This window comes from Paenibacillus sp. AK002 (assembly GCF_053903045.1).
The window spans coordinates 4,757,970-4,782,643 of record NZ_CP096377.1 but is presented as its reverse complement, the minus strand read 5'-3'; the positions used below and the strand labels follow the sequence as shown (position 1 = coordinate 4,782,643).

The 24,674-nt window shown below is 51.6% G+C and carries 22 protein-coding genes; 12 read left to right on the top strand and 10 right to left on the bottom strand.

The features are described from left to right. Window positions 1–25: 25 nt before the first annotated feature. From M1D70_RS21230 to M1D70_RS21215, 4 genes are read right to left on the bottom strand one after another with little or no spacing between them, the layout of a single operon-like run. Window positions 26–1,486, bottom strand: a complete 1,461-nt coding sequence (locus M1D70_RS21230) for a methyltransferase domain-containing protein (RefSeq protein WP_456287853.1) — start codon at window positions 1,484–1,486, stop codon at window positions 26–28. 1 nt (window position 1,487) lies between these two features. Continuing rightward, complete coding sequence (locus M1D70_RS21225; protein WP_456287852.1) at window positions 1,488–2,348, bottom strand: hypothetical protein; 861 nt, start codon at window positions 2,346–2,348, stop codon at window positions 1,488–1,490. 28 nt (window positions 2,349–2,376) lie between these two features. Continuing rightward, window positions 2,377–3,984, bottom strand: coding sequence for a glycosyltransferase (locus M1D70_RS21220; RefSeq protein ID WP_456287851.1), 1,608 nt, complete (start codon window positions 3,982–3,984; stop codon window positions 2,377–2,379). Then, window positions 3,981–5,090 (bottom strand): glycosyltransferase, encoded by a 1,110-nt coding sequence (locus M1D70_RS21215; protein WP_456287850.1) that lies wholly within the window; start codon window positions 5,088–5,090, stop codon window positions 3,981–3,983. Before M1D70_RS21215 ends, M1D70_RS21220 begins: the two co-directional genes overlap by 4 nt. A gap of 334 nt (window positions 5,091–5,424) precedes the next feature. On the opposite strand from M1D70_RS21215, the gene M1D70_RS21210 reads away from it, so the two are divergent. The 10 genes from M1D70_RS21210 to M1D70_RS21165 all read left to right on the top strand — a co-directional run bounded on the left by M1D70_RS21210 (window position 5,425) and on the right by M1D70_RS21165 (window position 15,053). Beyond that, window positions 5,425–6,318 (top strand): PhzF family phenazine biosynthesis isomerase, encoded by an 894-nt coding sequence (locus tag M1D70_RS21210; RefSeq protein ID WP_456287849.1) that lies wholly within the window; start codon window positions 5,425–5,427, stop codon window positions 6,316–6,318. A 52-nt stretch (window positions 6,319–6,370) separates the two neighbouring features. Further along, window positions 6,371–6,913, top strand: coding sequence for an STM3941 family protein (locus M1D70_RS21205; protein WP_456287848.1), 543 nt, complete (start codon window positions 6,371–6,373; stop codon window positions 6,911–6,913). Continuing rightward, window positions 6,910–7,839 (top strand): phosphotransferase family protein, encoded by a 930-nt coding sequence (locus M1D70_RS21200; RefSeq protein WP_009589984.1) that lies wholly within the window; start codon window positions 6,910–6,912, stop codon window positions 7,837–7,839. Before M1D70_RS21205 ends, M1D70_RS21200 begins: the two co-directional genes overlap by 4 nt. 191 nt (window positions 7,840–8,030) lie before the next feature. Continuing rightward, entirely contained in the window at window positions 8,031–8,600 is a 570-nt protein-coding gene (locus tag M1D70_RS21195) for a methyltransferase domain-containing protein (RefSeq protein WP_009589841.1), read from the top strand. A gap of 142 nt (window positions 8,601–8,742) precedes the next feature. Continuing rightward, entirely contained in the window at window positions 8,743–9,633 is an 891-nt protein-coding gene (locus M1D70_RS21190) for a TIGR01777 family oxidoreductase (RefSeq protein ID WP_456287847.1), read from the top strand. A gap of 104 nt (window positions 9,634–9,737) precedes the next feature. Continuing rightward, window positions 9,738–10,247, top strand: a complete 510-nt coding sequence (locus M1D70_RS21185) for an N-acetyltransferase family protein (RefSeq protein WP_456287846.1) — start codon at window positions 9,738–9,740, stop codon at window positions 10,245–10,247. Window positions 10,248–10,268: 21 nt separating this feature from the next. Continuing rightward, window positions 10,269–10,571: a hypothetical protein gene (locus tag M1D70_RS21180; RefSeq protein WP_456287845.1), complete on the top strand. Its 303-nt coding sequence runs from the start codon at window positions 10,269–10,271 to the stop codon at window positions 10,569–10,571. A 77-nt stretch (window positions 10,572–10,648) separates the two neighbouring features. Further along, complete coding sequence (locus tag M1D70_RS21175; RefSeq protein WP_456287844.1) at window positions 10,649–13,987, top strand: DEAD/DEAH box helicase; 3,339 nt, start codon at window positions 10,649–10,651, stop codon at window positions 13,985–13,987. Between the two features lie 52 nt (window positions 13,988–14,039). Then, window positions 14,040–14,612: a hypothetical protein gene (locus M1D70_RS21170; protein ID WP_456287843.1), complete on the top strand. Its 573-nt coding sequence runs from the start codon at window positions 14,040–14,042 to the stop codon at window positions 14,610–14,612. Window positions 14,613–14,702: 90 nt separating this feature from the next. Then, window positions 14,703–15,053 carry a potassium channel family protein gene (locus tag M1D70_RS21165; RefSeq protein WP_009589965.1) on the top strand — a complete coding sequence of 117 codons (351 nt, stop codon included), beginning with the start codon at window positions 14,703–14,705 and terminating at the stop codon, window positions 15,051–15,053. A 91-nt stretch (window positions 15,054–15,144) separates the two neighbouring features. Here M1D70_RS21165 and M1D70_RS21160 read toward each other — a convergent pair whose 3' ends face one another. Continuing rightward, the gene (locus tag M1D70_RS21160; protein ID WP_456287842.1) at window positions 15,145–15,627 is read right to left on the bottom strand and encodes a hypothetical protein; all 483 of its coding nucleotides are present in this window, start codon (window positions 15,625–15,627) and stop codon (window positions 15,145–15,147) included. Window positions 15,628–15,771: 144 nt separating this feature from the next. Here M1D70_RS21160 and M1D70_RS21155 point away from each other — a divergent pair, with 144 nt between their 5' ends. Both M1D70_RS21155 and M1D70_RS21150 read left to right on the top strand, forming a co-directional pair. Continuing rightward, window positions 15,772–16,389: an NUDIX hydrolase gene (locus M1D70_RS21155; RefSeq protein ID WP_456287841.1), complete on the top strand. Its 618-nt coding sequence runs from the start codon at window positions 15,772–15,774 to the stop codon at window positions 16,387–16,389. A gap of 27 nt (window positions 16,390–16,416) precedes the next feature. Continuing rightward, window positions 16,417–18,498 (top strand): peptidoglycan D,D-transpeptidase FtsI family protein, encoded by a 2,082-nt coding sequence (locus M1D70_RS21150; protein ID WP_456287840.1) that lies wholly within the window; start codon window positions 16,417–16,419, stop codon window positions 18,496–18,498. Between the two features lie 207 nt (window positions 18,499–18,705). Here M1D70_RS21150 and M1D70_RS21145 read toward each other — a convergent pair whose 3' ends face one another. The 5 genes from M1D70_RS21145 to M1D70_RS21125 all read right to left on the bottom strand — a co-directional run bounded on the left by M1D70_RS21145 (window position 18,706) and on the right by M1D70_RS21125 (window position 24,670). After that, window positions 18,706–19,737, bottom strand: a complete 1,032-nt coding sequence (locus tag M1D70_RS21145; RefSeq protein ID WP_009590052.1) for a glycoside hydrolase family 88/105 protein — start codon at window positions 19,735–19,737, stop codon at window positions 18,706–18,708. 44 nt (window positions 19,738–19,781) lie between these two features. Continuing rightward, a complete protein-coding gene (locus tag M1D70_RS21140; RefSeq protein WP_009589991.1) occupies window positions 19,782–20,615 on the bottom strand; it encodes a carbohydrate ABC transporter permease in 834 nt (277 codons plus the stop codon). Window positions 20,616–20,620: 5 nt separating this feature from the next. After that, complete coding sequence (locus M1D70_RS21135) at window positions 20,621–21,520, bottom strand: carbohydrate ABC transporter permease (protein ID WP_009589786.1); 900 nt, start codon at window positions 21,518–21,520, stop codon at window positions 20,621–20,623. A 118-nt stretch (window positions 21,521–21,638) separates the two neighbouring features. Next, on the bottom strand, window positions 21,639–22,979 hold the full coding sequence (locus M1D70_RS21130) for an ABC transporter substrate-binding protein (protein ID WP_456287839.1): 1,341 nt from the start codon (window positions 22,977–22,979) through the stop codon (window positions 21,639–21,641). Window positions 22,980–23,122: 143 nt separating this feature from the next. Further along, on the bottom strand, window positions 23,123–24,670 hold the full coding sequence (locus M1D70_RS21125) for a response regulator (RefSeq protein WP_009590041.1): 1,548 nt from the start codon (window positions 24,668–24,670) through the stop codon (window positions 23,123–23,125). Window positions 24,671–24,674 lie beyond the last annotated feature (4 nt).

Genomic DNA, 24,674 nt, shown 5'->3' with positions numbered 1-24,674 from the left:
TCTTTCTGGGTAAAGCGGGATAAGGTCAAATTCCAGGCTGCTGCGTTCTCAGAAACCAGGCAAGTATATGGCCGTTATAGATCTCCAGCGATTTCACCTGAAAATTCGTCGCTTCGGCGAGTACATATATTTCATCGATCGAATAATATTTCATCTCGGCATCAACAAAACCGTCTCCTATCCGGTAGTAAGGCATATCGATTAGATCAGGATCGTGACGAGCAGGCGCAAAATGCCGTTTCCACGGCGTTGAGATGAGCAGGCTTCCGCCAGGCATCAGTTTGTCATGGATTTTCCGGAGAACCGGTATCGGATTGTAATTCATATGCTCGAGCACTTCCGTAAAGAGAACGATATCGTACCGTTCGTTTCCCGGAATATCCTCGGCTTCTACATTGCACTGACTCCACCGGATCCCGTAGTCCTGTTCCAGTTCCACGGACCAGTAATCCGCCATGTGATCCAAGCCGTGTGCCTGAGCTCCGGACAATACGCTGTACATTAGCAGCGTACCGTAAGCAGCGCCGATATCCAGTACACGGGTGCCCCGGTGCACAAGCAACGAGTCCAGGATCGGAAGCAGCGGGTACCAGTAGCTGGCTTTTTCATCCTTATAAACAGACAGATAGTGGCTCCCATTCCGCTTGGCATGATAGGAAGAGATAATCGTTTGGGCACGGGACAGTTTCTCGTCAGGCGATAGATCATCATCAAGAGGCTGCCTGCATTGCCGCTCGGCAGCCTCGGGTAACGGTCCAACCGTTCCAACGCTGACGAGCAGGTATCCGGGCACATTGCGCTTCTCGTATTCAGGGAGTCTATGGTACCACATCGTCAGCCAATGCTTGACGGTCTGGGAATCCCGGATGAAATCAAGAAAATCCAAACTGTTCAAAAAGCCGATGCTGCTCTCCTCGATCAACGTTATACCACACCGCTCAAATTGATTTCTGAGCGTGGAGGCGGGATGCTCCGTGCCATACATCCAGGTGCCCAGCTGTTCGGCGGCTTCTTTACCCGCACGATACGGCAAACATTCCGCAAAAGGGGTGAGGATCAGCATCGTTCCTCCCGGCTTGGTAACCCGTTTCATTTCTCTTAATATCGCGATCCGCTCTTCTTCCTCAAAATGCTCCAGCACCCCCGCATTCCAGGTTAGATCAAAGTGCTGGTCAGGAAGCCGCATCTCCCTAATATCGGAGAGAACAAAGGTGCCCGGAACCTTCGCGCTATAAAAGGCGCTCCGGCTGTTGTACAGCGCATTCTCGGAATAGTCGACCAGCGTCACTTCCGCATGCTCAGCAGCCAGGCGCATCGAAATCTTGCCCGTTCCGGAACCGGCCTCGAGTATGCGCTTCCCTTCGATGCCTCCTGTAACCTCCATGATCTTATCGTAGATGGTTTGGCTTAGTGAATCCCAGTGATAGGATACCTCCCGGGACCATAGCTGATCCCAAATCTTCTTCTGGCGTTCATCCGGCAGCATATCATTCGGTCACCCCTTTGTGTTCTGGCGTGTACTTGCGAAACAGCCGGTGGAACTCACCGGAGCCGTTGTGAATCTCAGCCAGTTCTCTCAATCCGTACGCCCCGTATTGATGAAACAGGCCAGTCTCGTTCATGGAAAATTCGATGTATTTGTCCGGCATCGACATGCGTTGGGCCATGGTTGCATGGTATACCCAGGAGGCCAGGCAGCATTTCGGCCTCCATGCCGTGCGGGTTCCCATATAATACCGCATGCCCAGAAGCAGACTGTCATCCTCATAGCCCTGCTTGCCGGATAAGAATCGAGTATCATAACCTCCAATATGGCGAAGGGCTTCCGCACGGTGAACGACCGGATGCACGAATCCATCCGCAATCCCTTTTCTTGACAGCCGCTGGAGCGTTTCGCTGAGCTCACCTGGTGTTTTCGGAAGAACAATGAACTCACCCAAGGGCTGCAGTTCTCCGGTTGAGGTAACGATGCCGGGCGATACCATAGGTTCGTCGTTACATTCCAGATAACGAAGAAGAGGTTCGTGCCAATCCGGAGGAAAGAGCATGTCGACATGAATTTCGGAGATGTACCCCGCTTCAGGGAAGTGCTCCCATATGAATTCAAAACAGGCTTGCCTGGCGGCAGCGATACCGATATTCGCTCCGTTCCCGAGAATAACACCGGATAGGCCTGACGTTTGCAGCCATTCTTGCAGCTCTTCATTCGTAAGGCATCCTTGATTAAACAGAACCGTCCTATGCTCCCGGGAACGCTGCAGACTGCTTAACGCCAGGCTGGCCATGTGTAAATCATTCTTGCGCGAGCTCTCCCGAATGAATAAGGGCAGGGTATGAATGATTTTCAATTCTATCGCTTCCTCTTATGGTTATTCGTTATTCCATCCATTCAACAAGTGCAGGCGATTCCTCCAGAATGGAGTCGTACTGTTCTTTCGAGCCGAACTCCGCTTCAGGATCAAGCTGACGATAACGCTTGAGCTTCTCCAGCCTGTATTCCGGTTTGGCCCACCCGTAATGTTTAAGGCGAATAGCTGAAAGATGGTGGGGAAGATCGAATACATTCGCCGGGAACCTTCCACAGTGCTGGGCCGTCTCTTTCCAGCAATACTTCATTTCGGGACGGTAACGCAGAAGAAAAGGGCGATAGGTTTTATGCGAGCTCCAGAATTCATCGTCCCGGTAATGGGTTTCGTTCCAAAAATCATAAAGCCGGAAGCAGTATAAATCGAACTCGTTTTGCTTCAGCATGGAAGGAAGCTCGGCCGTAAAAGAAGACTCAAACCATTCGTCCGCATCCAAATTCAGAATCCATTCGGGATGAACGTTCAAGGTTTCGCGCCATTGCTGCTTTCGCAGCTCAACCTCGTTGTGAAACAAGGATGCCTCGTTGCTGATAAGGCGCAGCGGAATTCCCTTCAAAACTTCCATACATACATCCAGCGTGTTATCCGTACTTGCATCATCGATAATAACGGCTTGGTCAATGTAGTCCCGATGCCGTTCAAGCGCTTGACGCAGATAGCGTTGGCCTTCATTCTTCAGAACCATCGTCAGGGTGAGCGATGGGCGGGCCGTGCGGCGATTCGCATCAATGGGGTTGAGACAGCCCTCTTCTCGCTCATCGAGGCAGCTTCGCGTAACCTCGGGGATGGATGTAGTCTTATCCGTTGCCTTCAGGAACAGTCCGGCATGGTGAAGATCGCTTTCACGGTAGATATGGTAAGCCGGGTAGTGCGTATCTACATACAAGGTGAACCCCAGCGCAGCCGCCCGGATGCTGAAATGCCGATCCTCTCCCCAGAAGGACAAATTGTAGATGGGTTTATAGTTAACCCCGCGCACAAGAGCCCGGCGGCTGATTAAAGTGCAAGCTCCGAGTCCGCCGACTTCATACACGCCGGCCTCCGCTAACCGGCTCACGAATTGTTGATAGCGATGTTCCTTTTGGGCTTCGTCCAACGTTTCGCCCGCCTGTTGTTCGTATTGGGTATATTCATCCTTGAGCCACACCTGGGGTTGGGGACGTGAGTCCGGCTGCCAACGGGTCCAGAAGATTTCCGAAATGATCTCTTTGTCGGCGGCGATGAGGTGAATCAGGGTCTGCGGTGCCAGCAGCAAATCCGAATCGACCAGAAACAGATAGTCAAACCGTAAGTCAAGCGCATATTGAATGATCTTGTTCTTATAATCGGCTACCTTCCAAATCAATCGATCGTTCCAATAATGGGTTGTCTCGTCGCGGATATATTCGTGATCATCAGGCATATGGGCGCTGTGGATAACCACCCGGTTAACTTCTTTCATAAATCGGCTCAATCTGGCGCTGGATAATTCATCGTTGTTGTCATCGATAAAGAAGTAGCACAGCTCCAGGGAATTTTGTTCCAGCCGCAGCAATGAGGTAAGGAAATGGTCCAGAATCTCCGGTTTCTGCCGTACAGGACTGCCGATCAAAACGCGTCTTCGCCCCTGGGTCGTCATGAGCTCTGCCTCTCATCGTCACGCTGAAGCTCCTGCAGCTTGTTTCGAAAATATTCTTGGTTCGCCAGCATCGTCTCATCGCCCGGTCGGTAGGCAAGCGCCTTCTCATTATGCTGATTGGCAAGCGCATAAGCTCCGATTCGGTCGTAACAAACGGCCAATTGCAGATGGGGAAGCCATGTGGAGAAGGAGGGATTATGAAATCCCATGTAATCCGGAGGCAGCTCAAGCTCGGTAGCCAGCTTATACCAGTAGATGGCCGTATCATATTGGTTTTTCTCGAGAAAATGGTAACCGATGCGGCAGCAGAATTCGGCCCGCGGCGGCGCATATTGCAGGGATCGGAGAGAGGATTCAAATGCGGCTTGCCCGTTTCCGAGCTCGTGATGGCAATCGGACAGCCTGCTGCAGGCCGAGAGAACATCCTCGACCCAGCCTTTTTCCGTATGTAAGAATCGTTCGTAATAATCGATCGCTTTCTCGAAAAGACGGTGATCCTTTAGTTCATTCGCATAATAGAACAGATCCCGCGGGGTGAACGATTCGCCGGCTGCCTCGCGCTGCACATAGATTCTGAGATTCCGGCCGGTGTCCGGATCATGATTCGAGCTGAGATGGGTAATGGCAACATCGCTATTCAGAACATGACCGTACACCTCCAAATATTCGTGGACGGGCCCGATCCATCGAAAAGCCCGGCTTCGTTTGACAAGACGATTGCGCCGCAGACGGAAGGTGACATTGCCGAATTCGTCCGAGCTCAAATGATAGAGCATGGTCACGGAATCGATGTCGGGCGTAAGGTTTTCTTTAAGCGCTATTAGTTTCATCCGGTCTTCTTCAAGCAGCACGTCGTCGGCATCGAGCCACAGGATATAGTCCTGGCTGGCCTTGCTAAAAGCAAAGTTTCGCGCAGCCGCAAAATCGTCGATCCATTCAAAATCATAAACGACCGCCTGAAAGGACCGGGCGATTTCTTTCGTGCGATCGGTGGAGCCTGTATCCACAATGACGATCTCATCCACGATGTCTGTTATCCGGGACAGGCAGCGGTTCAGATGATGTTCCTCATTTTTTACGATCATGCATAGGCTGATAGCGATCAATACATCACCCCCGCGTATAGTCCATTCCAAAGAATATGCCAGATATATATTCAGGTCGGCTTACGAAATGAACCGTTGAGCGCCAAATTGAACCCGTGCGTATCAAAAAATGACGAATTATCGCATCATCAAGCTCATTTCTCTATAAAGAACCGGTCACATAGACCGTTTTTTTGCTTGCACGTCGTCGAGCAACGGGACCGGCGGAACGAAATTTGCCGGGTGAAGGCTGCTGATTGTAAATTTGGTCTGGATTTAACCCATGTCCAATGGTAAAATCTTCTCAAATTTTGTTCTCCATTTAAGTCATTATTGAAAGAAGGAACTAAAGGACATGAAATCCATAAATGTACTTCATTATGATGCATTCTCCATACAGCCTAATATGGGTAATCCTGCCGGCGTGGTCTTGAACGCAGACGAGCTGACAGAGAAGGAGATGCAGGCCATCGCCCATAGCGTAGGGTTCAATGAAACGACCTTCATATTAAAATCGGAGCAAGCAGATGTCCGATTAAGATATTTTACGCCCGGACATGAGATGAATTTGTGCGGCCATGCCACCATGGCCTCGATGTATGCCTTGAAGACCAAGGGGCTGCTCCCTGACAAAGAAACCGTGTGGATTGAGACAAGAGTGGGCAATTTGCCGATCGAATTTCAGGATGCTCAGGGAAAGCTAACCATGAAGATGAAGCAGGATCATCCTCAATTCCTGCCCTTTGAGGGAGATGTTGACCGCCTGGCATCATCCATGGGCCTGCAGCGCGAGGATTTGGATTTCGCAATGCCGATCGTATATGGAAGCACGGGGATTTGGACATTGCTGGTACCGATTAAGGGGCTGGAGCCGTTTAGGCGGATGGTGCCTCATAATGCCATGTTCCCGGATATATTAACGGACAATCCGAAAGCCTCTCTGCACCCTTTTTGCCTGGAAACGATCGACGAGTCTTCGTTCATGCATGCCAGACATTTCTCTTCACCGTACTCAGGCACCGTCGAGGATCCGGTAACCGGAACCGCGTCAGGCGTAATGGGAGCTTACTATTTAACCTATTTGAATCCCGAGGCCCCCTCCGCACGATTTATCGTTGAACAAGGCAAGGAAATGGGGAAAGACGGTAGAGTCGATGTTCAAGTGAATCGCTTTGAAGAGACCATGGACGTCTATATTTCCGGTACGGCTGTATTCGTTAAAGAATTCGAGGTTAGCTATGATTCATAACGATCGGATGATATCCTCTAGATATTGTAAATAGAAACAGGGAGTGCAAGCTATGCAGGAACAAGAAGAAATCAAGATTTATCCCAAGGTGACCAAAATGCTGGTGGGTTCCCTGGCATTTGTGTTGGTAGGCAGCGGGTTAGTGTACGGAGGGTTAACCTCGAACAATATCTTTATCGTATTGGTTGGAATCATTTGCGCGTTGTTTTTTGGCATGGGACTGGTGTTTTCCATCGTCAAGCTTGTTCAATCGGAGCCTGCACTCCTGATCCAGCGGGAGGGAATCGTTGATAGATCCTCCTATGCGAGCGCCGGAGCCGTCGCGTGGAGCGAAATCAAGAACATTCACATCTATCAGATTAAGAATGAGAAGTTTATAGGGATCGATGTATATGATCCTGAACTTTTGATGTCCAGGCATCCCGCCTGGAAAAGGAAGCTCATGAGCATGAATAAAGGCATGACGGGTTCTGCTATCCATATATCCGCATCAAGTATCTCATGTAATCTGTATGAGTTGTTTCCTCTGTTATATCGAAGATGGAATGCGTCCAGGAACCTGAATACGGAGACGAAGGAGGGGCAAGGGTTATGAAGACATTCAAGCCGGAGATGACTTTGGATAAGGCGGTAAGCCATCTCCAGCAGATTGAAGGAGAGACGGTGCTGAATGTCACCCCCATCGAGATGGGAGAATTAAGCAAGGTATTCAGTTATCGTAAGGGCGATGCCGATTATGTCATTCATTTTAAGGATAATGGGGACAGCCTTCATAAAGTAAACAAAATCTACAGTATGTACGGTGATCAATCCTTGCCCATTCCTCGAATCCATAAGATCGGAAGCGTGGGGAATATCCATTACTCGATCTCGGATAAAGTACCCGGTACGCCGATAAGCGCTCTTGAGCCGGCACAAATTCGAGGGCTGGTTCCCGACATCGTCCAGCAATTCATGCGGATCCTTCAGACCCCTACCGGAGAGTCCCATGAGGGCTTCGGGTGGATTACTCCGGAAGGCAAGGCCGCTCATCGTTCATGGCTGGACCACCTGACGTCTGTATTCGATGCGGAGCAAGAAGGTTTCTACCATGGATGGCAGAGCCTGTATGAGCACAGTTTTCTGGAAAAAGCGTTTTTCGAAGAGATCTACCAAACGATGATTGAACTTGTTCGCTATTCGCCATCGGAGCGCTATCTTGTCCATGGTGATTTCCATTTGGGCAACATGCTTGGAGAGAACGAAAACGTAACCGGTATCGTGGATTGGGAGATGGCCATGTTCGGCGATTTCATGATGGACGTCTCCGTTATTCATATGTGGTATCCGATGCTGGGATTTCCCAAGCGGCTGCAGGAAGCGATGGAGCAGCAAGGCGAGAAGATTCCCTATTTTGAAGAAAGGCTGCTGTGCTATCAGCTATTTCGGGCGCTGGACGGGCTTCGTTTCTATGCGAAGAAGGATGATCAGGGCAGCTATCAGTTCATGAAGAATCATATCACCTCATTATTAAATGGATAGATCCCTTCGGGGATCTTTTTTTGTTTATGAGCGAAATGTGTGCAACGAAAATGGTTAACTGACGAGTCCGGAATGGAAGGCCAGGAATACACTGGATTAGGTTGGAATGGAAGAGCCGGGGAGCGTCATGAATCGAATGATGAATATGATGATGAATTTGGGGCGTTAAGATTCCGAATGGAGGTATGGGAATGGGGACGTCAAACTGGCAGAATTTATCGTATTGCGTGGATCTGATCCGCTATGTAGCTCCCAAGTCCGTTCTGGATATCGGGGTAGGTTTTGGCCGCTGGGGCATGATCTGCCGGGAGTATTTGGACGTATGGGAAGGACGCGTATTTCGCGCGTATTGGAACACGCGGATCGAAGGAATCGAGATTTACCCTGTCAATATCGATACCTACCACGAATGCTTCTATAATAAAATCCACGTTGCGGATGCTTACGATCATCTGCAAACGCAGGTCCAGCCGGGACAATTCGATTTAATCATTCTGGGTGACGTTCTGGAGCATTTTACAAAAGAGCGGGCGCTCGTCCTGCTGCAGACCTGCATTGAAAAATCCCGCTTTGTCCTGCTTAATATTCCGATTGGAACAGACTGGCCGCAGGGCGCTGAATACGGCAATGAGTTCGAGACCCATCTGAGCGAGTGGACAACAGAGGAACTGGATCGTTTTCCCGTAGCTGACAAGAGGCATTTTAAGGATTACATTAACCGTGATTTCTCCACGTATTTGTTTTCGATGCCAAGGAAGTAGGTTTCGTACGAATGGAGCACCTTCTATGAGGAGGGTGTTTTCTTTTTATTCTCTATTGAAAAAATGGTATATTGGAAGAAACGATGGTCAAATGGAGTATATGATGTGGATAAAACATAGAGAAATGAGCTGATTTTATTCTATGAAAAAGATCGTTTTAGCTGGTGGAACTGGTTTTATCGGAACTTATCTTGCGAAAAAATTCACGAATGAGCAGCAAGCACAGGTACTTATGATCTCCCGACGGCAGGGTCATATCGCATGGAACGATCGCGAAGCCATCGTCGCTGCCCTGGAGGGGGCGGATATGCTCATTAATTTAGCGGGCAAATCCGTTAACTGCCGTTACAATGAAAACAACAAGGAGCTTATTCTGAAATCGAGAACGGAGACAACGAACATACTCGGCAGCGCCGTTGAGGCCTGCCGTATTCCTCCGCGTACCTGGTTTAATTCCAGCACGGCCACGATTTATCGCCATGCCGAAGATAAGCCGATGACGGAGGAGCAGGGCGAGATCGGCGAAGGCTTCTCCGTCGAGGTTGCCAAGGAATGGGAGCGCGCTTTCTTCTCTTTCCGATTGCCTCAGACGAGACAAATCGCCCTGCGCATTGCCATTGTGCTGGGACCTGGCGGCGGTGTCATGACGCCTTATGTTAACTTGGTAAAATTCGGGCTCGGCGGCGTCCAAGGTACGGGTAAGCAAAGGTTCAGCTGGATCCATGTGGAGGATCTGTATCGCATGATTCTGTTTTTGCAGGAGAAGGAAGAGCTGAGCGGGGTTTTTAATGGTGCATCTCCTTATCCCGAGACGAACAAGGAACTGATGGAGCAGCTTCGGCTTGCGTTGAATCGCAGAATGGGATTGCCATCGCCTAAATGGCTGCTTGAGCTGGGGGCCAGGCTTATACGTACGGAAACGGAACTCGTGCTGAAGAGCCGCTGGGTGATTCCGGACAGACTCTGCAAGGCAGGTTTTCATTTTGCATACGATACGCTGAATGAAGCGCTGGCAGACATCTTGAAACGATAAGGGAATCTGAGCGCGCGGCATGGCTTGACTTTGCAGAAAATAATTACATATGGCAACAGAACGGATAGAATGGGTTTAATAGATGAGAGAGGGAGTGTCCGATCATGAATCAGGAATTTACGATTGTGGAGGTCGACCGATTAGAAACCGACACGCATCATCAATTGACGGAATTATTGATTCGGGTTGTAGAAGATGGGGCCTCGGTGGGATTCTTAGCTCCGCTGTCTTATGATGAAGCTTCCGCTTACTGGAAGGATGCCCTTGGCCCAGGGGTTACCCTGTGGGCAGCCATGCAGGATGGGAAGATGATCGGCACGGTTCAATTGCAGTGCGCAACGAAAGCGAATGGAAGGCACCGGGCTGAGGTGGCGAAATTGATGGTAGATCCGGCTTCCCGCCGCGGAGGTATCGGCAGAACGCTGATGCTGCATCTGGAGCCGAAAGCGAAGGCAGAGGGCAGAACCCTATTGGTCTTAGATACCCGGGAGGGGGACCCCTCTAACAAACTGTATCAGTCTTTGGGTTATATTCAAGCTGGAGTTATACCCGATTATGCCATATCCTCTAACGGTGAGCTTGCCGGAACGGTATTGTATTACAAACGTATCTAAACCTTGAAGCGGAGGGATCGGATGGAGCGAGATGCGCGATTCTATCGCAGGTGGACGCAGATCCGGGGGAAGGGAAAAGGCAAATTCGTATTTTCCCGAGGACTGGCTCACGGCTTGTTTTTATATGCTGTATGGGCTGCCGCGACCTGGCTCCTGGATCAGGACAGATTTACCCCGGAACATTTTGTAACAAGATACTATTATTATTTTCCCATTTATATCGTGGTCGGCTTCATCATATCCAACGGGGCATGGAATGGGAATAACAAGCGTTATGATCGATTGACCAAAGTCGATGACAAAGAGCGCAGGAACTTGCCGTAGCGGTGAGTTCTTTTTTTTGAAGATATGAGAAAATGGTATACTGTTTTTTAACAGGCAATAGAGAAAGGAATGTGGTTATGGGTTACCAGCTGACCGAACGGGTGATCAAACTGTTGTGCGGAAAAACCTCCTACGATCGCGGCGGGGTTTTATATAGGGATGGATATGTATCGATGCTGAAGCAGGATCCGGACGCTCGAAAATACGAGGCTGAAGTGAAGGATCAGGAGTCGGGAATCGCCTATGCGGAGATTGACTCGAACGGGGACGTATACACGGAATGCAGCTGCATCGATTACGGATTTTCCCAAAAGCGGTGCAGGCATATTGCGGCACTCCTCCTGAACATACGGGATATTGAACAAACGGTCGAGGCTCCCATGCGCCCCTTTCCATCGTTATTACATCCTTCCGCCAACGTGAACATGGAAGAAGGACAGTTAACGCCCCGGCACTCGCCGGAATATGGCAGAAGCTCGAACGAGAGAGAACGGGATGCGCTGCTCAGCAGCCAGCTGCTCGGATTGTTCACGTATTCCGGAGGTCGGAGGGCTGCGGCGACGTCCCGCTTCGATACCCGAGAGGTTCTGGAGATGGAGTGCATTTTCAAGCTATATCCGTACGGGGACCGGAAATACCTGTTCGGCGTCGAGCTGCGAGTCGGGAATAAACGCTTGTACATCGTACAGCGGATTCGGGAGTTCTTAGCGTGCGTGAAACGCGGCGCAGCCTGCGTGTTCACGAAGAATTTCACCTACGATCCGGAGGTGCACAGCTTCAAAAAGGAGGATGACACGCTTCTGCAGGAGCTGATCCGTATTTCCGATCATGAGAGCATGTATCAACAGTCGGTGAACATCTACGCTCCGCTTGGCAAAAAGGGGAACGGCGACCGAATGCTGATCATTCCTCCTGCCTTTTGGCCTCAAGTACGGGATGCGCTCGGTTCTTCGGTTCGTGCCCTCTTGTCGATGGATGGAATCATGACGGATAAGCTGGAGTTCGCTCAGGAACCGATCCCGCTGCAATTCGAGTTCGATGAGGCTGCTGCGGATGATCACTATCTGATGAAGATCGATGGATTGGAGCGGATGACCGTGCTGGAGGGGTACGGGGTCGTCATTGCGGATGGCAGGCTGATACAGCTTGAGATGGATGCTTGCAAAAGGCTCGCCGAGATGAAGCTGCTGCTTGAACCTTCCAACACACCGCATATTCGGATACAGCCGGAGATGATGGAGTCCATCATGGAGCGGGTGGTTCCGGGGCTGATGAAACTGGGCAGCGTGCACGTGGCGCAGACCGTGTCCGACCGCATCGTCAAAACGCCTTTAAAAGCGAAGCTGTTTCTGGACCGTGTCCGCGGCCGGCTATTGGCCGGACTCGAATTTCAATACGGCGACATCATCATCAATCCGCTGGAGGGACACCGCGCCAAACGAAGCAGCAGCTCGATTCTCGTTCGCGATGGAGAGACGGAGCAGCGGATTCTGGAGCTCATGGAGAACGCCTCTTTTGCCAGGACTGACGGCGGTTTCTTCATGAATGACGAGGATGCCGAATATGAATTTTTGTATCATACGATTCCGCAGCTGGAGAAGCTGCTGGTTGTTTATGCAACGACGGCGGTGAAGGAGCGGGTGCTCACTGAACCGATGGGAGCCAAGGTTCGGGTGGAGGTCGATGAACGGACGGATTGGCTAGAACTGAAGTTTGACATGGAGGGCATTCGCGAAGCCGAAATCCGGGAAATCGTCAAATCGCTCGAAGAAAAGCGCAAATATCACCGGCTGCGAAACGGAGCGCTGCTTCCGCTGGAAAGTGCGGAGTTCCAGGCCATGGTTGCTTTAATGAACCGGGTGGGACCTTGGCTGTACGAAGGGGAGGGGACGCGGTTTAAACTGCCGGCGGTCCAAGGACTTCAGCTGCTGGATTGGGAGGATTCGGGATCATCGGTCCAGCTTGGCCGTTCCCTGCGCCGGATGCTGCAGAATGTGAAGAATCCGGATTATTTGGACTTTGCCGTGCCGGCCAGCCTGGAAACGGTTCTCCGGGATTATCAGAAGTTTGGCTTCCAGTGGATGAAGACGATGGCCCATTACCGCTTCGGCGGCATCTTGGCCGATGATATGGGACTCGGAAAAACCATTCAGAGTATCGCTTTCATTCTGTCCCTGCTGCCTGAGATCCGGGAGCGTAAAGAACCCGCGCTCATTGTGGCTCCTGCCTCCCTGCTCTATAACTGGTTTAACGAGCTTAAGAAGTTTGCGCCGGAGATCAAGGCCGTCATTGCCGATGGCACGCTGTCCGAGCGGGCGAAGGTGATCCAGAATATAGGCAAAGCGGATGTTGTCATCACTTCTTACCCGCTGCTCCGCAGGGATATCCAGCGATATGCGAAGCTGCCGTTCTTAACCTTGATCCTGGATGAAGCCCAAGCCTTCAAAAATTACGCGACGCAAACGGCTCAGGTCGTAAAAACGCTCCATGCCCGTTATCGGTTTGCGTTGACGGGCACGCCGGTCGAGAATCGCCTGGAGGAATTATGGTCCATCTACGATGCCGTTTTCCCGGCGCTTTTCGGAGATCGAAAAGCATTTCATGAATTGCCTAAAGAAGCAGTGGTGAAACGGGTGCGTCCCTTCCTGCTCCGCAGGCTGAAATCGGACGTGCTGAAGGAACTGCCGGAGAAAATCGAGACGATTCAGGCTTCGGGCCTGCTGATCGAACAGAAGAAGCTGTATACCGCCTATCTTGCGAAACTGCGGCAGGAGACGCTTAAGCATTTGGCACAGGACGGTTTCCAGAAGAACCGGATCCGCATCCTGGCGGGCATTACCCGCTTGCGACAGATCTGCTGCCACCCGGCTCTGTTCGTGGATGGCTACGAGGGCAGCTCGGCCAAGCTTGAGCAGCTGCTGGAAACGATCGAGGAATGTCGTCTTGCAGGGAGACGGATGCTGGTATTCTCCCAGTTTACAGGCATGCTGAACCTGATCGCCGGAGAGCTGGGATATCGGGGGGTTCCGTTTTTTTACCTGGACGGACAGACGCCGGGATCGGAGCGGGTGGAGCTGTGCGAACGCTTCAACGAAGGGGAACGCGAGGTATTCCTGATATCGCTGAAGGCAGGCGGAACGGGGCTCAACCTGACCGGGGCCGATACGGTGATCCTGTATGACCTGTGGTGGAATCCGGCTGTCGAGCAGCAGGCGATGGACCGGGCCCACCGTATCGGTCAGAAGAAGGTTGTGCAGGTCATACGCTTCGTTGCTCAAGATACGATCGAGGATAAAATGGTGGCTCTGCAGCAGAAGAAAAAGGATCTGATCGAGGAGCTGGTTCAGCCGGGGGAAGAGTCGCTTCCAAGCTGGTCCGAAGCGGAAATTCGGGAGCTGCTTGCCCTTCAGGGCTAATCGGCCGGATAAGATGAACCGCGTTCCAAAAGGATGACAAGGAGCTGTTGTTTTGAAAAAAGCCATGTTTCTCATACTGGCCGCCGTTGTGGTCGTCATCAGCTACCTGCCGCTGTTCCTGGACGGCTATGCATACAATGAAGAGCAGGCGATACGGCGCGTTCACCCTGCGTATACCGGGGATAAGCTGTACGAGAAGTCAGAGGATCATCATAAGCTGATCGTCTGGCAAGATGGCCATGTTAAGACCGTCAACGTCCTGGAGAGCAAATGGGGACTGCTGCATAAGATTACGAACGCGGTCGCGCTGGAACCCAAGTCCGAAGATGAACCTTTTGTACGAACCTGGTCTGCCAGTCATCGTGGTGACGGCATCTATGACACCCTGGTGGCAGTGGAGACGTCGGAACCCGAAAGCAAGAAAATCATCGTCACCAATGAGCCCTGGGACGATAAACCGATCGAAGATCTGGAACAGGTGAAGGCTTTGTCCGGGATTTACATGGAAATCGACGTGGAGCAAGGCTACGCCATCCATTATGAACAGCTGCCTGCCGACCAGACCGGCGGCTTCATATTTCGAAGCATCGATGCCGAAGGGAATATTCTTTCCGTTCAACCGTAGCGGATGGGCGCGAAGCATAAACGCTGATATAATAGGGTGTATGTGATGTATGCAACATATACTCCAGATATAGAATAGGACGGTTCTCGGATGATCTCTTTTTTGTTAACGTTAAAACGTCTCCTCAGCGGTTTGTTTCGAGCGTTCAAACAGCGGTATTTCATGGCGCTGTTTGTGCTAATCGTCATCATGCTGTTATCGGGCACGATGTTCTATACCAGACAAGAGGGCTTGTCGGTGCTGGATGCCCTTTATTTCTGCGTGGTGACCTTGAGCACGGTAGGGCATCCGGAATTCGTGCCGCAGACGGCGCTCGGAAAAACCTTCACCATGGTTTACATCGTCGTCGGGACGGGCTTGTTCCTCGGAATGGTCGGACAGTTGGCGTATGCATTAATTCGTACGAATCAAAGGGAAGAGAAGAAGACAACGAATTCATAATGGAAACGAAGAAACAGCCCTGGCGCCGGGGCTGTTTCTTTTTTATGGACAGACGATGCGGAAATGCTTGGTTAATCGATCCAGAGCACGTCTATTCAACCGTCACCGCAAAATAAAAGCTGGCTTCTCCTTGATCCAGAGGCCATGTGCAGTGAATTTCGTACAGGTACGAGCCGGCTTTCGATGGCACGGTATACCCATCGTTACCTGAATCCGTCAGGTTGAGGATGGAGAAGCCATGTATTCCGTCGGGTGGCGTCGATTGAATGTCGGCACCGCCTTGGACCACAACCGGCGTCATATCCTCGAGCCTGGGACGGGCCGCATCCGTCGTCGCGCAGTTATCCCCGTTGCACCAGGAATAACCGCCACGTTGCAGATGGATCTCGGTGCCGTCAATGCTTACCTTGGGCAGCGGAGGTTCGGCGGCCTTCACCCACAGGGTTTGAATGGCTTTGCGGGCATTTTCCTTCGAGATCGGTATTACGTTCTCCGATCTGGATCCGATGTAGTACCCGGTACCGAACACCATGATTAGAAGAAAAATGTATAACACCGGCCGCATTTTTTTCATGTCCAGCTGTCCCCCCTTTATATCCTTTGTCTCATAACTTGCTAGAAAATATGTTATAATTTTGAAATCAAGCACTTCCATTATAAACCAATCACGGATAGCAGGCGTTATATATTATGAGTTTCTTTGAAGAGGATGAAACCTATGACAATAAAATGGTTAGCGTGGGCCAAGGAGATGCAGGCCATCAGCCAGGCCGGACTGGAGTATACGAGGGACGTTTATGACAAGGAACGGTTTGAGCAGCTGAGGGAGCTCAGCATCAAGATCATGCAGGAGTATACCGAAGCAGGCGAAGAGAAGATCCGTACGCTGTTTGCGAGTGAAACCGGATACCAGACGCCGAAGGTGGATGTCCGCGGCGTTATTTTTCAAGACGGAAAGCTGCTGATGGTGAAGGAAAAGGCCGACGGGGCCTGGGCGCTGCCGGGAGGATGGGCGGACATCGGCTTATCCCCTGCGGAGGTCGTGGTGAAGGAAGTGAAGGAAGAAGCCGGCTACGACGTGCGTGCAGGGAGGCTGCTGGCCGTATTGGATAAGAAATTTCATAACCATCCGCCATCGGCCTTCCACGTGTACAAAATGTTCATTCAGTGCGACATTACGGGCGGAGCCGCAGGCGTGGGGACCGAAACGTCCGCGGTCGGTTTTTTCCCTCAGGACGAACTGCCGCCGTTATCCGAAGAACGGAATACCAGGGAGCAGCTGAAGAGAATATTCGAATTCGAGAACAACCCGCATTTGCCGACTTGGCTGGATTAAACCATATAACAAAGGAGCGTAGACAATGTGATCGGCTTTAAACCTTATAAAGACGTACCGGATGAATCAGAAACCAGGCGTAAATTCCATGGACGGATCAATATTTTCTTTTTCAGCGCATTTTTAATCTTTTGCGTCATTATCGTTCGCCTTGCCATATTACAGTTCGTGGAGGGACCGGAGCTGGCAAGCCAGGAAACCGGGGGGGAGCAGAAGCATTTCCCGCTGCAGCCGATCCGGGGGTCCATCATCGACGCGTCCGGCACCAAGCTTGCATACTCAACGGCTTCAAATTCTTTATATATCACGCTCATGAAGGATTACAGCAAGAAGACGGACAAAGGAAAAGAAAACCGGCCGGAAGCGGAGGAGATGGCGAAGCGGCTTGTCCAGGCGTTTAACAAATATGGGGATCCGAACTTGGAACCGGTGACCGTAAAAAAAGTGATGGACGACCTGGATTTGGAATATAACAAGCAGCATGGTTATGAGCCCAGACGCATCAAATCCGATCTGACGAAGGAAGAGATCGCTTATTTCATGGAGAACCGCGCCAAGTTTCCCGGCATCCAGATCGTGGAGGAGAATGTAAGGCATTATGATCCGGATACGGTGGCCGTTCAGACAATCGGATACTTAAGGAAGTTCAAAGGTTCTAAATCCGTAAAAGTATATGAGGATATCGATCAGAGCAACAAGGATCAGGATAATCCCGGCATGATCTACACGGAGGAAGAATCGGTGGGGTATGACGGTTTGGAGCGGATGTATCAGGAAGAACTGCGCGGTCAGAGCGGGTATCTCAGTATTCCGATCAATCCGCAGAATATGGTGGATGGCGTTCCGACGATGGTCGCTCCGGAAAAAGGCCATAATATTCACACCACGATTCATAAAGACATTCAGCTTGCTACGGAGCAGGCCATCATGGATCAGCTCCAATATCTCCATACTCATCCGGTATCGGGAAAGCTTCATAAGGATGCCGTAACCGGATACGCTGTGGCCATGGAGGTGGATACCGGTCATGTGGTCGCGATGGCCAGCATGCCGGATTACGATCCGAATATATGGGAAAGCGGAGGCAAAATTACGCAGGATGTCGTGGACGCGTCGGGAAACGGCACGATTACGATCTATGGATCAGGTCGCTCGAGAAACGGCTTTGAGTCCATGATTTTTCTCGGTTCCGTCATTAAACCGCTGACGGTGCTGATCGGGCTTAATGAGGGGTTATTTGGCATTAATGACACTTATCCTGATCAAGGGTACGCCACCATAGGTCGGGAAGGAAGCGAAACGAGAATTTCCAACTCGAGCGGTCATCGAAACGGACCCATCAAACCGCAGTTAGCGATTCAGCAATCCTCGAATGCTTTTATGATTGATATGATTGGCAAAAGGCTAGTCAGCAAGTATGGCGGGGAGAAGGGCGTTACGGTCTGGGATGAATATATGGAGAAGTTTGGTCTTGGCGTCGTAACGGGGAGCGGCTTGCCCAACGAGCATAAAGGACTGAAAAATTATACCGATACAAAAGCAGCGGGAAGTAATCTGGCGGCGTTAGCCTACGCTTCCTTCGGTCAGCAGGGTAAATACACCCCTCTACAGCTTGCTCAATACACCGTCATGCTGGCGAATGAAGGCAAGCGGGTCAAGCCTCAGCTAGTCAGCAAAGTCACGGATCAGGATGGCAACGTGGTCAAGGAATTCGGGCGCGAGGTCCTGAATGAGGTCGAATTCCCTAAAACGTACTGGCAGACCATTAAGCGGGGGATGAATACGCAGGGTCTCGCAGCCTTTGATGATTTTAAATATGACTTCGCCCGGAAAACGGGAACCTCCGAGCAGGAGGCTAAAGTGAATGGAAAGTGGCAGAAGATTGATAACGGCGTCTTCATCGCCTTTGCTCCGCGAGATAACCCGAAGCTGGCGGTGGCCGTCGTTGTGCCGGAAGGCGGCTTCGGATCGCAAAGCGCCGCGCCGATTGCGAGGAAGATATTCGACGCTTATGACGAAGTCTACGGACTTGACGGAACGCCGCATCCGAAGAAAACCGAAGATCAAGCTAAGGATAACGGAGAAGACGAGACAGGGGAGAATGAATAAACAGCGTAGACGCGTAATCGTGAAGATTAGCGATGGGAGACAGGGAGACTAAACCAATGATATGGGATGAAAGTATATCGGGTGCAGTCGGTTCATGTTTATCATTATTAATCAATACCATTCGCTTGTAAGGTGCAAAATCATTATAGGCAGGCTGTAGAGGCGAACTTGATCCTCTCCATCCTGCCTTTTCTATATCCCATTTAATCAATAAGGGTTATTTCTGATCTTCAGCACTTCCGCAAGAAAGGTCAATGCTAATCCTTGGCCCCAGCCTTGAATTCGCTTGTCGGGCACGCCTCTGTACCCTGCGGCGTCCTTCATGACGGCCGTTCCCGCGGAGACACCCGTTACGGTACCATCCTCGGCGATTTTGGCCAAGATGCCGTCAATCGATTTCTGCGTGTATTTATTATAAATGCGTCCTTTGGTCAGCAAGGCGGCGGCGATGCCGGCCGAGCCGGACGTTTCCAGCGGGGATTGCGGATCGGTCGTAATCGTATGCCACAGGCCGGATTCATGCTGCAGCCGGACCAGGGCGCTGAGCTGGTCGCGCAGCGAGCCTTCAATGATCATGAAGGACGGATGCGTGACCGGCACAAGCTCCAGGGCACGAGCCATCGTGATGGCGGCCCAGGCATTGCCCCGGCACCAGAAGACACTTGACATATGGTTGCCGGCGATGTTGTCCCAGCCGTGGTAATACAGATTCGTGACGGGATCCTGCAGGCAATCCTCATGGCCGTGATACTGCTTCAAGCCATCCTCGAAGTAATCCTCCCGGTCCAGCATCACGCCGATCCGAAGCAGGAAGTAGCCTGCCATGAACATCGTATCGACCCATGCCTGCTCCGGAAAGTTATACGTTTCGGAGTTCACCGTATGCTGAAAGATGCCATTGCCGAAACGCAGCGCATCATGCGTGAGATACTCGGCCATTTCCTTCGCCGTTTCGATATACCGCTCATCCTCATAAACCTCGTACAACGTCAGGAGGGAGTGGCCGATGGAGACGCCGTTGACGGACAGCTTGGGCAGCCCCTCTTCCATATTTTCGTCGACCCAGGCTTTCAGCTGTTCCAGATATTCCTTTTTGCCGGTGGCCTTGTAGGCTTCGCATACCCCGTAAAAGGCGACCCCGCCCGGCCAATCCCAGCTGAAATCCATGCGAAAGGTCCGGTCAACCACGCGGTCTATGACATTCTCAATCTGTTGATCATCAAATACAAGTGCAGGCATGATGAGAAACTCCCTTCATATTCAATTGAATCTATGTGTATGGATTACCCTTTTAATCCCGTCGTGCTGATCCCTTCCACGATGTATTTCTGGAAGATAAAGAAGACGATGACGACCGGCAGCAGCGATAAGGTAGCCATGGCAAACATGCCGCCCCAGTTATTAAGCGATTCCCCGTCCAGGAATAGCTTCAAGGCAAGTGACACCGGATATTTCTCCGGATTGTTCAAATAAATGAGCGGATTGATGAAATCGTCCCATCTCCAGTAGAAGGAGAAAATCGAACATGTAATGAGAGCGGGCACGATCAGCGGCACAACGACCCGGAAGAAGATCCCGTACTTGCTGCATCCGTCAATCTTGGCGGCTTCGTCCAGTTCCTTCGGAATCGTGCGGATGAACTGCATGATCAGAAAGATGAAGAACGGAATGCCGAAGAATTGGGGAACGATTAACGGCTTGAAGGAAGACAGCCAGCCGAATTTGGCGAACATGACATATTGCGGGACGATCACAACGTCATGGGGCAGCATCATCGTAATCATCATGCAGGCGAACCAGAACTGCTGTCCGAAGAACTTGGTCCGAGCCAATCCGAAGGCGACAAGCGCCGAGGAGGCGACGGCCCCGATGGTGGAGATGATGACAATGATGAACGAGTTCTTGAAGAAGGTGCCAAAGGTGGTCCCGGCGAATCCCTTCCAGCCCGTAGCATAATTCGAGAACTCCAGCCGGCTCGGAATCAGGCTGTAAGCCGTCGTGAATATTTCATGATTGGGCTTAAGCGAGCTGGCGACCAGCCACAGAATCGGATAGGTCATGCCGAGGGCGAATAATCCGACCAGGGTATGGTAGAGAACACGTCTGGATTTGGTCATAACCGTCAATCTCCTTTCGACTCGTAATGAACCCAGCGGGTGGATGATCTGAAGATGAGCAGGGTCAGGACACCGACGATAATGAGCATGATCCAGGCAAGAGCCGACGCGTAACCCATTTCAAAATGCGAGAACGCCTTGCGGTATAAATAGAGCGAATAGAGCAGCGTTTGATCCAGCGGGCCGCCTTCGCCGCGGGAAATAATGTAGGCGGGGGTGAAGGTCAGGAACGCCGAGATCGTCTGGAGCGTCAGATTGAACAGAATGATCGGACTGAGCATAGGCAGCGTAATCTTGAAAAAGCGATGGACCGCATTGGCACCGTCCACGCTGGCGGCTTCGTAGTAATCCTTCGGTATATTTTTCAAGCCGGCCAGAAAAATGATCATCGAAGAGCCGAACTGCCAGATGGACAATGCGATGAGCGTCCACAGCGCCGTGCTGGGATTCCCGATCCAAGAGGTCGTGGAATGGATTCCGAAGAGGGACAGGGCAGAGTTCACGAGTCCCTTGTCGCCGAAGATCTGCTGCCACATGATGGCCACGGCCACGCTTCCCCCAATGAGGGAAGGCAGGTAGAAGGCGGAGCGGTACAGCCCAACGGCTTTGGTTGCGGTATTCAGAATCATGGCAACGAAGAGGGCGAATATGAGGCGCAGGGGAACGCTGGCGAATACATAGGTGAATGTGACCTGAAAGGACTTGCCGATCTTGTCGTCCTCCAGAAACAACCGCTCATAATTCCCGAGGCCCAGCCATCTCGGCGCTTCCATCAGATTGTAATTGGTGAACGAATAATACAGGGACGACAGGATTGGATATAAGGTAAAGATGAGAAAACCAAGAACGAACGGCGCTGAAAACACGTAACCGGTGATGTGCTCGTTCTCACGGAGCCTCTTCATAATTTTCAACCCCTACGATTCAGATTTGGTTGCGCCCCGTGCAGGGGTCACTGATGTAAAAAGGCATCTCTTGCACGGGAAAGACGTGCGGGAGATGCCTTGTCTAGCCGTATCCTGGTTATTGCTGAGATCTGGCCAAGATGGCATTCGCTTCCTTGCGGAACTCGGCCGCGGCATCTTCGATCGAGATTTTCTTGAACAGGATGCGTTCGCTGAGATCTCGCAGCAGCTTCTCGATCTCTACCGCACCGATCGGATTAGGCGGATCTCCTGGCGTGCTGTTGGCCTCAGCCCAAGTGACATAGTCGAAAATTTTGGCTTCGTTCTCGGAGAGGAGCGGCTTCAGCGCTTCCTTTACCTTGGCGGACACGGGAACGCCCCGTTCGCCCTTGATCAGCTTGTTGGCCTCGATGTCGTTGATGAAGAAGCTGATGAATTTGGCGGCTTCTTCCTTGTGCTTCGAGGTTTCGGTGACCGAAAAATACATCGAAGGTTTCAGGAAGAGACCGTCCTTCGTTCCGGGACCCGGCATCGGATTCAGCTCCAGCGAACGGTCGGTTACTAGATTGGCCACGGCAAGGAACTGGTTGGACCAGCCGGTGCCCGAGATGGAATTGCCAAGGACGATTTCATCCTCTTCCGCTACGCCTTTCTTCTGGGCTTCCTTGTCGAGAGACAGGATATATCCGTTGTCGTACCATTTCTGGTAGCGGGTGAAGTAATCGATAAAGGGCTGGTCGTCGCTGTACCCGATCGTTTTGCCGTCAGCGCTGTACATTTTCTGGCCGATGGTTCTTAAATAGTACGGGAAGAAGACGTCATGCCGGTAAGCAAAACCTCCGATTTGCAGGCCTTTTTCTTTGGCTTGGGCCCCCATTTTGTCCATGTCGTCCCAGGTCCATTCCTTGGACGGAATATCGATGCCGTTCTTCTTCATCGTCTCGACGTCAAACGTGGTTTGGAGTGCGTTCACGCCGAGGTTCATGGCAACCAGCTTGCCGTTGACCTCACCGCCGCTCAACGCATTCTCGCTGACGTCCGCGACATCCAGTTCGCCGCTCTCGGTGAACGGCTTCAAATCCGCCAGCTGATTCCGGCCTGCATATTGATTCAGGTAGGAGATGTCCATTTGGATAATGTCCGGAAGTCCGCCGGCCACCGCTTGGGGAGCAAGCTTCTTCCAATAGTCATCGAATGGGGCATATTCAGGTTCAATGGTGACATGCGGATTCTGGGACTCATACATTTCGATGACCTTCAAGGTATAATCATGCCGGGACTGACCGCCCCACCACGCAATGCGGAGCTTGACCGGATCCTTGCTATCGCTTGCAGCCGCCGGCGGCGTTTCCGTTCCGGTTCCGCCGTTTGCCGGCGGTTCAGCAGCGCCGCCGCCCGAACAGCCGATCAAGCTTCCGATCAGGGAAAACATCAGGACCGCGTTTAACATTTTTTTCATTCCATTTCCTCCCCTTTGTTGATGGACCACAAATCAATGCTTCAAATGTTAGTGCTTACATTCCCAATTATCTAGTTTTCGAGGGGAAAGAGTAAGGAAAAAAACCGTGCAGTTTGTTTAAAAAGCAGAGATGTACGTACAAGTTAATCGCTCTTTTTCATATATTCGGAGGGCGTGCAGCCGATCTGTTTCTTAAACACTTGGCTGAAATATTGAGGATTATCGCCAAAACCGAGCCGCTCCGCCATTTCAAAAATTTTGATATCGGGATCGCTGAGCATCATTTCGGTTGCGCGTTTCATCCGAAGTTTCATCACGTAATTGGAGAACTTCTCGCCGGTCTCCTTTTTGAACAGCTTGCCAAGATAGTCGGCGTTCATATACAGCATGTCGTTTGCCACCAGGTTGAGGGTAAGCTCCGAGTTGCCCAGCTGGTTCTCGATGATCTCCACCACCTTGCGCACGATGGCATTGTATTGGACCTTGTTCCGTTCAAAGTTTCGCAGCGTGATTTCCCGAACCGTTTCTTCCAGTACGCCTTGAATTGCTTGGAGCGTGCTCATCTCGGCGATTTCCGGGATTCGTGCGTAACGTTCCTGCATCTGGTCCGGATCGGTCAGCCGGATGAGGGATACGTATTGCTGAATGATATAGGATTTGGTCATCTCGATGCTCAGCTGCGCACGCTTCAGTTCCTGAACGAACTCGGTCAGGGCAAGCTCCGCTTCGTTTCGATGGCCGGATCGTACGGGCATGCACAGCCGCTCCTCATCAAGGACGAAGCTTCCTTCCAAACCGCCGACGTGCAGCGTATCCTCGGTTGTGATCATTCCGCTTTCGTCCAGGTAGAACCGGTAGTTCAGGCACTGCAGCGTATCCCGGTACAGCCTCCGCGCCTGGGTAACAGGCCCGGGATTGCTGATCGCGATCGTGACGTCCATTTTGTAATACTGTTTAAAAGTGCAGCGGATATCCTGGAGCTGCTGATGAAGCCGCTGCTGATCGTTACGGTCCTCGATCAGCACCAGGACCTGCTGCCCGATCGTCGTACTCAGCAGCGTCGTGTCCAGCAGATCCTCGGCGATGTTCTTCACGGCGAATTGATGCTCGAATTCGACGGAGCCTTCCAGCTGGAACAGCAGAAGACGCACAGGCTGATCGAAATCGTATTCGAACAGGCTCCGGTACTCCTCCAGATCATGGCGCCCATAGGTCTTGTTGGTGACAAACTCCTTGAGCACCTGTTCTTTGACATGGGGCAGCACCTTCCGGAGCCGGTCCTTCATCTCCTGGACAAACGTTTCCTTGTTCCGGTCCTGGGTCAGCTCGTCGATGACCTCTTTCAGCGCTCCACCGATCTTGTCCTCGTCGGTCGGCTTCAGCAGGTAATGCTTCACGCCGTATTGCATGGCGCGGTTGGCATACTCGAATTCGCCGAAGCCGGACAGCAGCACGAATTTGATATGAGGATGGGAGGCGTAGGTCTTGGCAACGAGCTCCAGACCATCGAGCCCGGGCATGCGAATGTCGCAAACGACGATATCCGGGCTCTCCCTGACGATTTTTTCATACGCTTGAATTCCGTTCTGGGCGGTACCCGCCAGCTCGGTTCGGTATGCCGACCAGTCCACCATCTGAGATATGCCGTCCAGAATAATCCGTTCATCGTCCACGAGCAGTACTTTGTACATTCGA

Bases quoted from the DNA above. Each gene is read 5' to 3' on its own strand.
- M1D70_RS21230 (WP_456287853.1), bottom strand. From the start codon at position 1,486: ATGCTGCCGGATGAACGCCAGAAGAAGATTTGGGATCAGCTATGGTCC.
- M1D70_RS21220 (WP_456287851.1), bottom strand. From the start codon at position 3,984: ATGACGACCCAGGGGCGAAGACGCGTTTTGATCGGCAGTCCTGTACGG.
- M1D70_RS21210 (WP_456287849.1), top strand. From the start codon at position 5,425: ATGAAATCCATAAATGTACTTCATTATGATGCATTCTCCATACAGCCT.
- M1D70_RS21205 (WP_456287848.1), top strand. From the start codon at position 6,371: ATGCAGGAACAAGAAGAAATCAAGATTTATCCCAAGGTGACCAAAATG.
- M1D70_RS21200 (WP_009589984.1), top strand. From the start codon at position 6,910: ATGAAGACATTCAAGCCGGAGATGACTTTGGATAAGGCGGTAAGCCAT.
- M1D70_RS21195 (WP_009589841.1), top strand. From the start codon at position 8,031: ATGGGGACGTCAAACTGGCAGAATTTATCGTATTGCGTGGATCTGATC.
- M1D70_RS21190 (WP_456287847.1), top strand. From the start codon at position 8,743: ATGAAAAAGATCGTTTTAGCTGGTGGAACTGGTTTTATCGGAACTTAT.
- M1D70_RS21185 (WP_456287846.1), top strand. From the start codon at position 9,738: ATGAATCAGGAATTTACGATTGTGGAGGTCGACCGATTAGAAACCGAC.
- M1D70_RS21180 (WP_456287845.1), top strand. From the start codon at position 10,269: ATGGAGCGAGATGCGCGATTCTATCGCAGGTGGACGCAGATCCGGGGG.
- M1D70_RS21175 (WP_456287844.1), top strand. From the start codon at position 10,649: ATGGGTTACCAGCTGACCGAACGGGTGATCAAACTGTTGTGCGGAAAA.
- M1D70_RS21165 (WP_009589965.1), top strand. From the start codon at position 14,703: ATGATCTCTTTTTTGTTAACGTTAAAACGTCTCCTCAGCGGTTTGTTT.
- M1D70_RS21160 (WP_456287842.1), bottom strand. From the start codon at position 15,627: ATGAAAAAAATGCGGCCGGTGTTATACATTTTTCTTCTAATCATGGTG.
- M1D70_RS21155 (WP_456287841.1), top strand. From the start codon at position 15,772: ATGACAATAAAATGGTTAGCGTGGGCCAAGGAGATGCAGGCCATCAGC.
- M1D70_RS21145 (WP_009590052.1), bottom strand. From the start codon at position 19,737: ATGCCTGCACTTGTATTTGATGATCAACAGATTGAGAATGTCATAGAC.
- M1D70_RS21140 (WP_009589991.1), bottom strand. From the start codon at position 20,615: ATGACCAAATCCAGACGTGTTCTCTACCATACCCTGGTCGGATTATTC.
- M1D70_RS21135 (WP_009589786.1), bottom strand. From the start codon at position 21,520: ATGAAGAGGCTCCGTGAGAACGAGCACATCACCGGTTACGTGTTTTCA.
- M1D70_RS21130 (WP_456287839.1), bottom strand. From the start codon at position 22,979: ATGAAAAAAATGTTAAACGCGGTCCTGATGTTTTCCCTGATCGGAAGC.
- M1D70_RS21125 (WP_009590041.1), bottom strand. From the start codon at position 24,670: ATGTACAAAGTACTGCTCGTGGACGATGAACGGATTATTCTGGACGGC.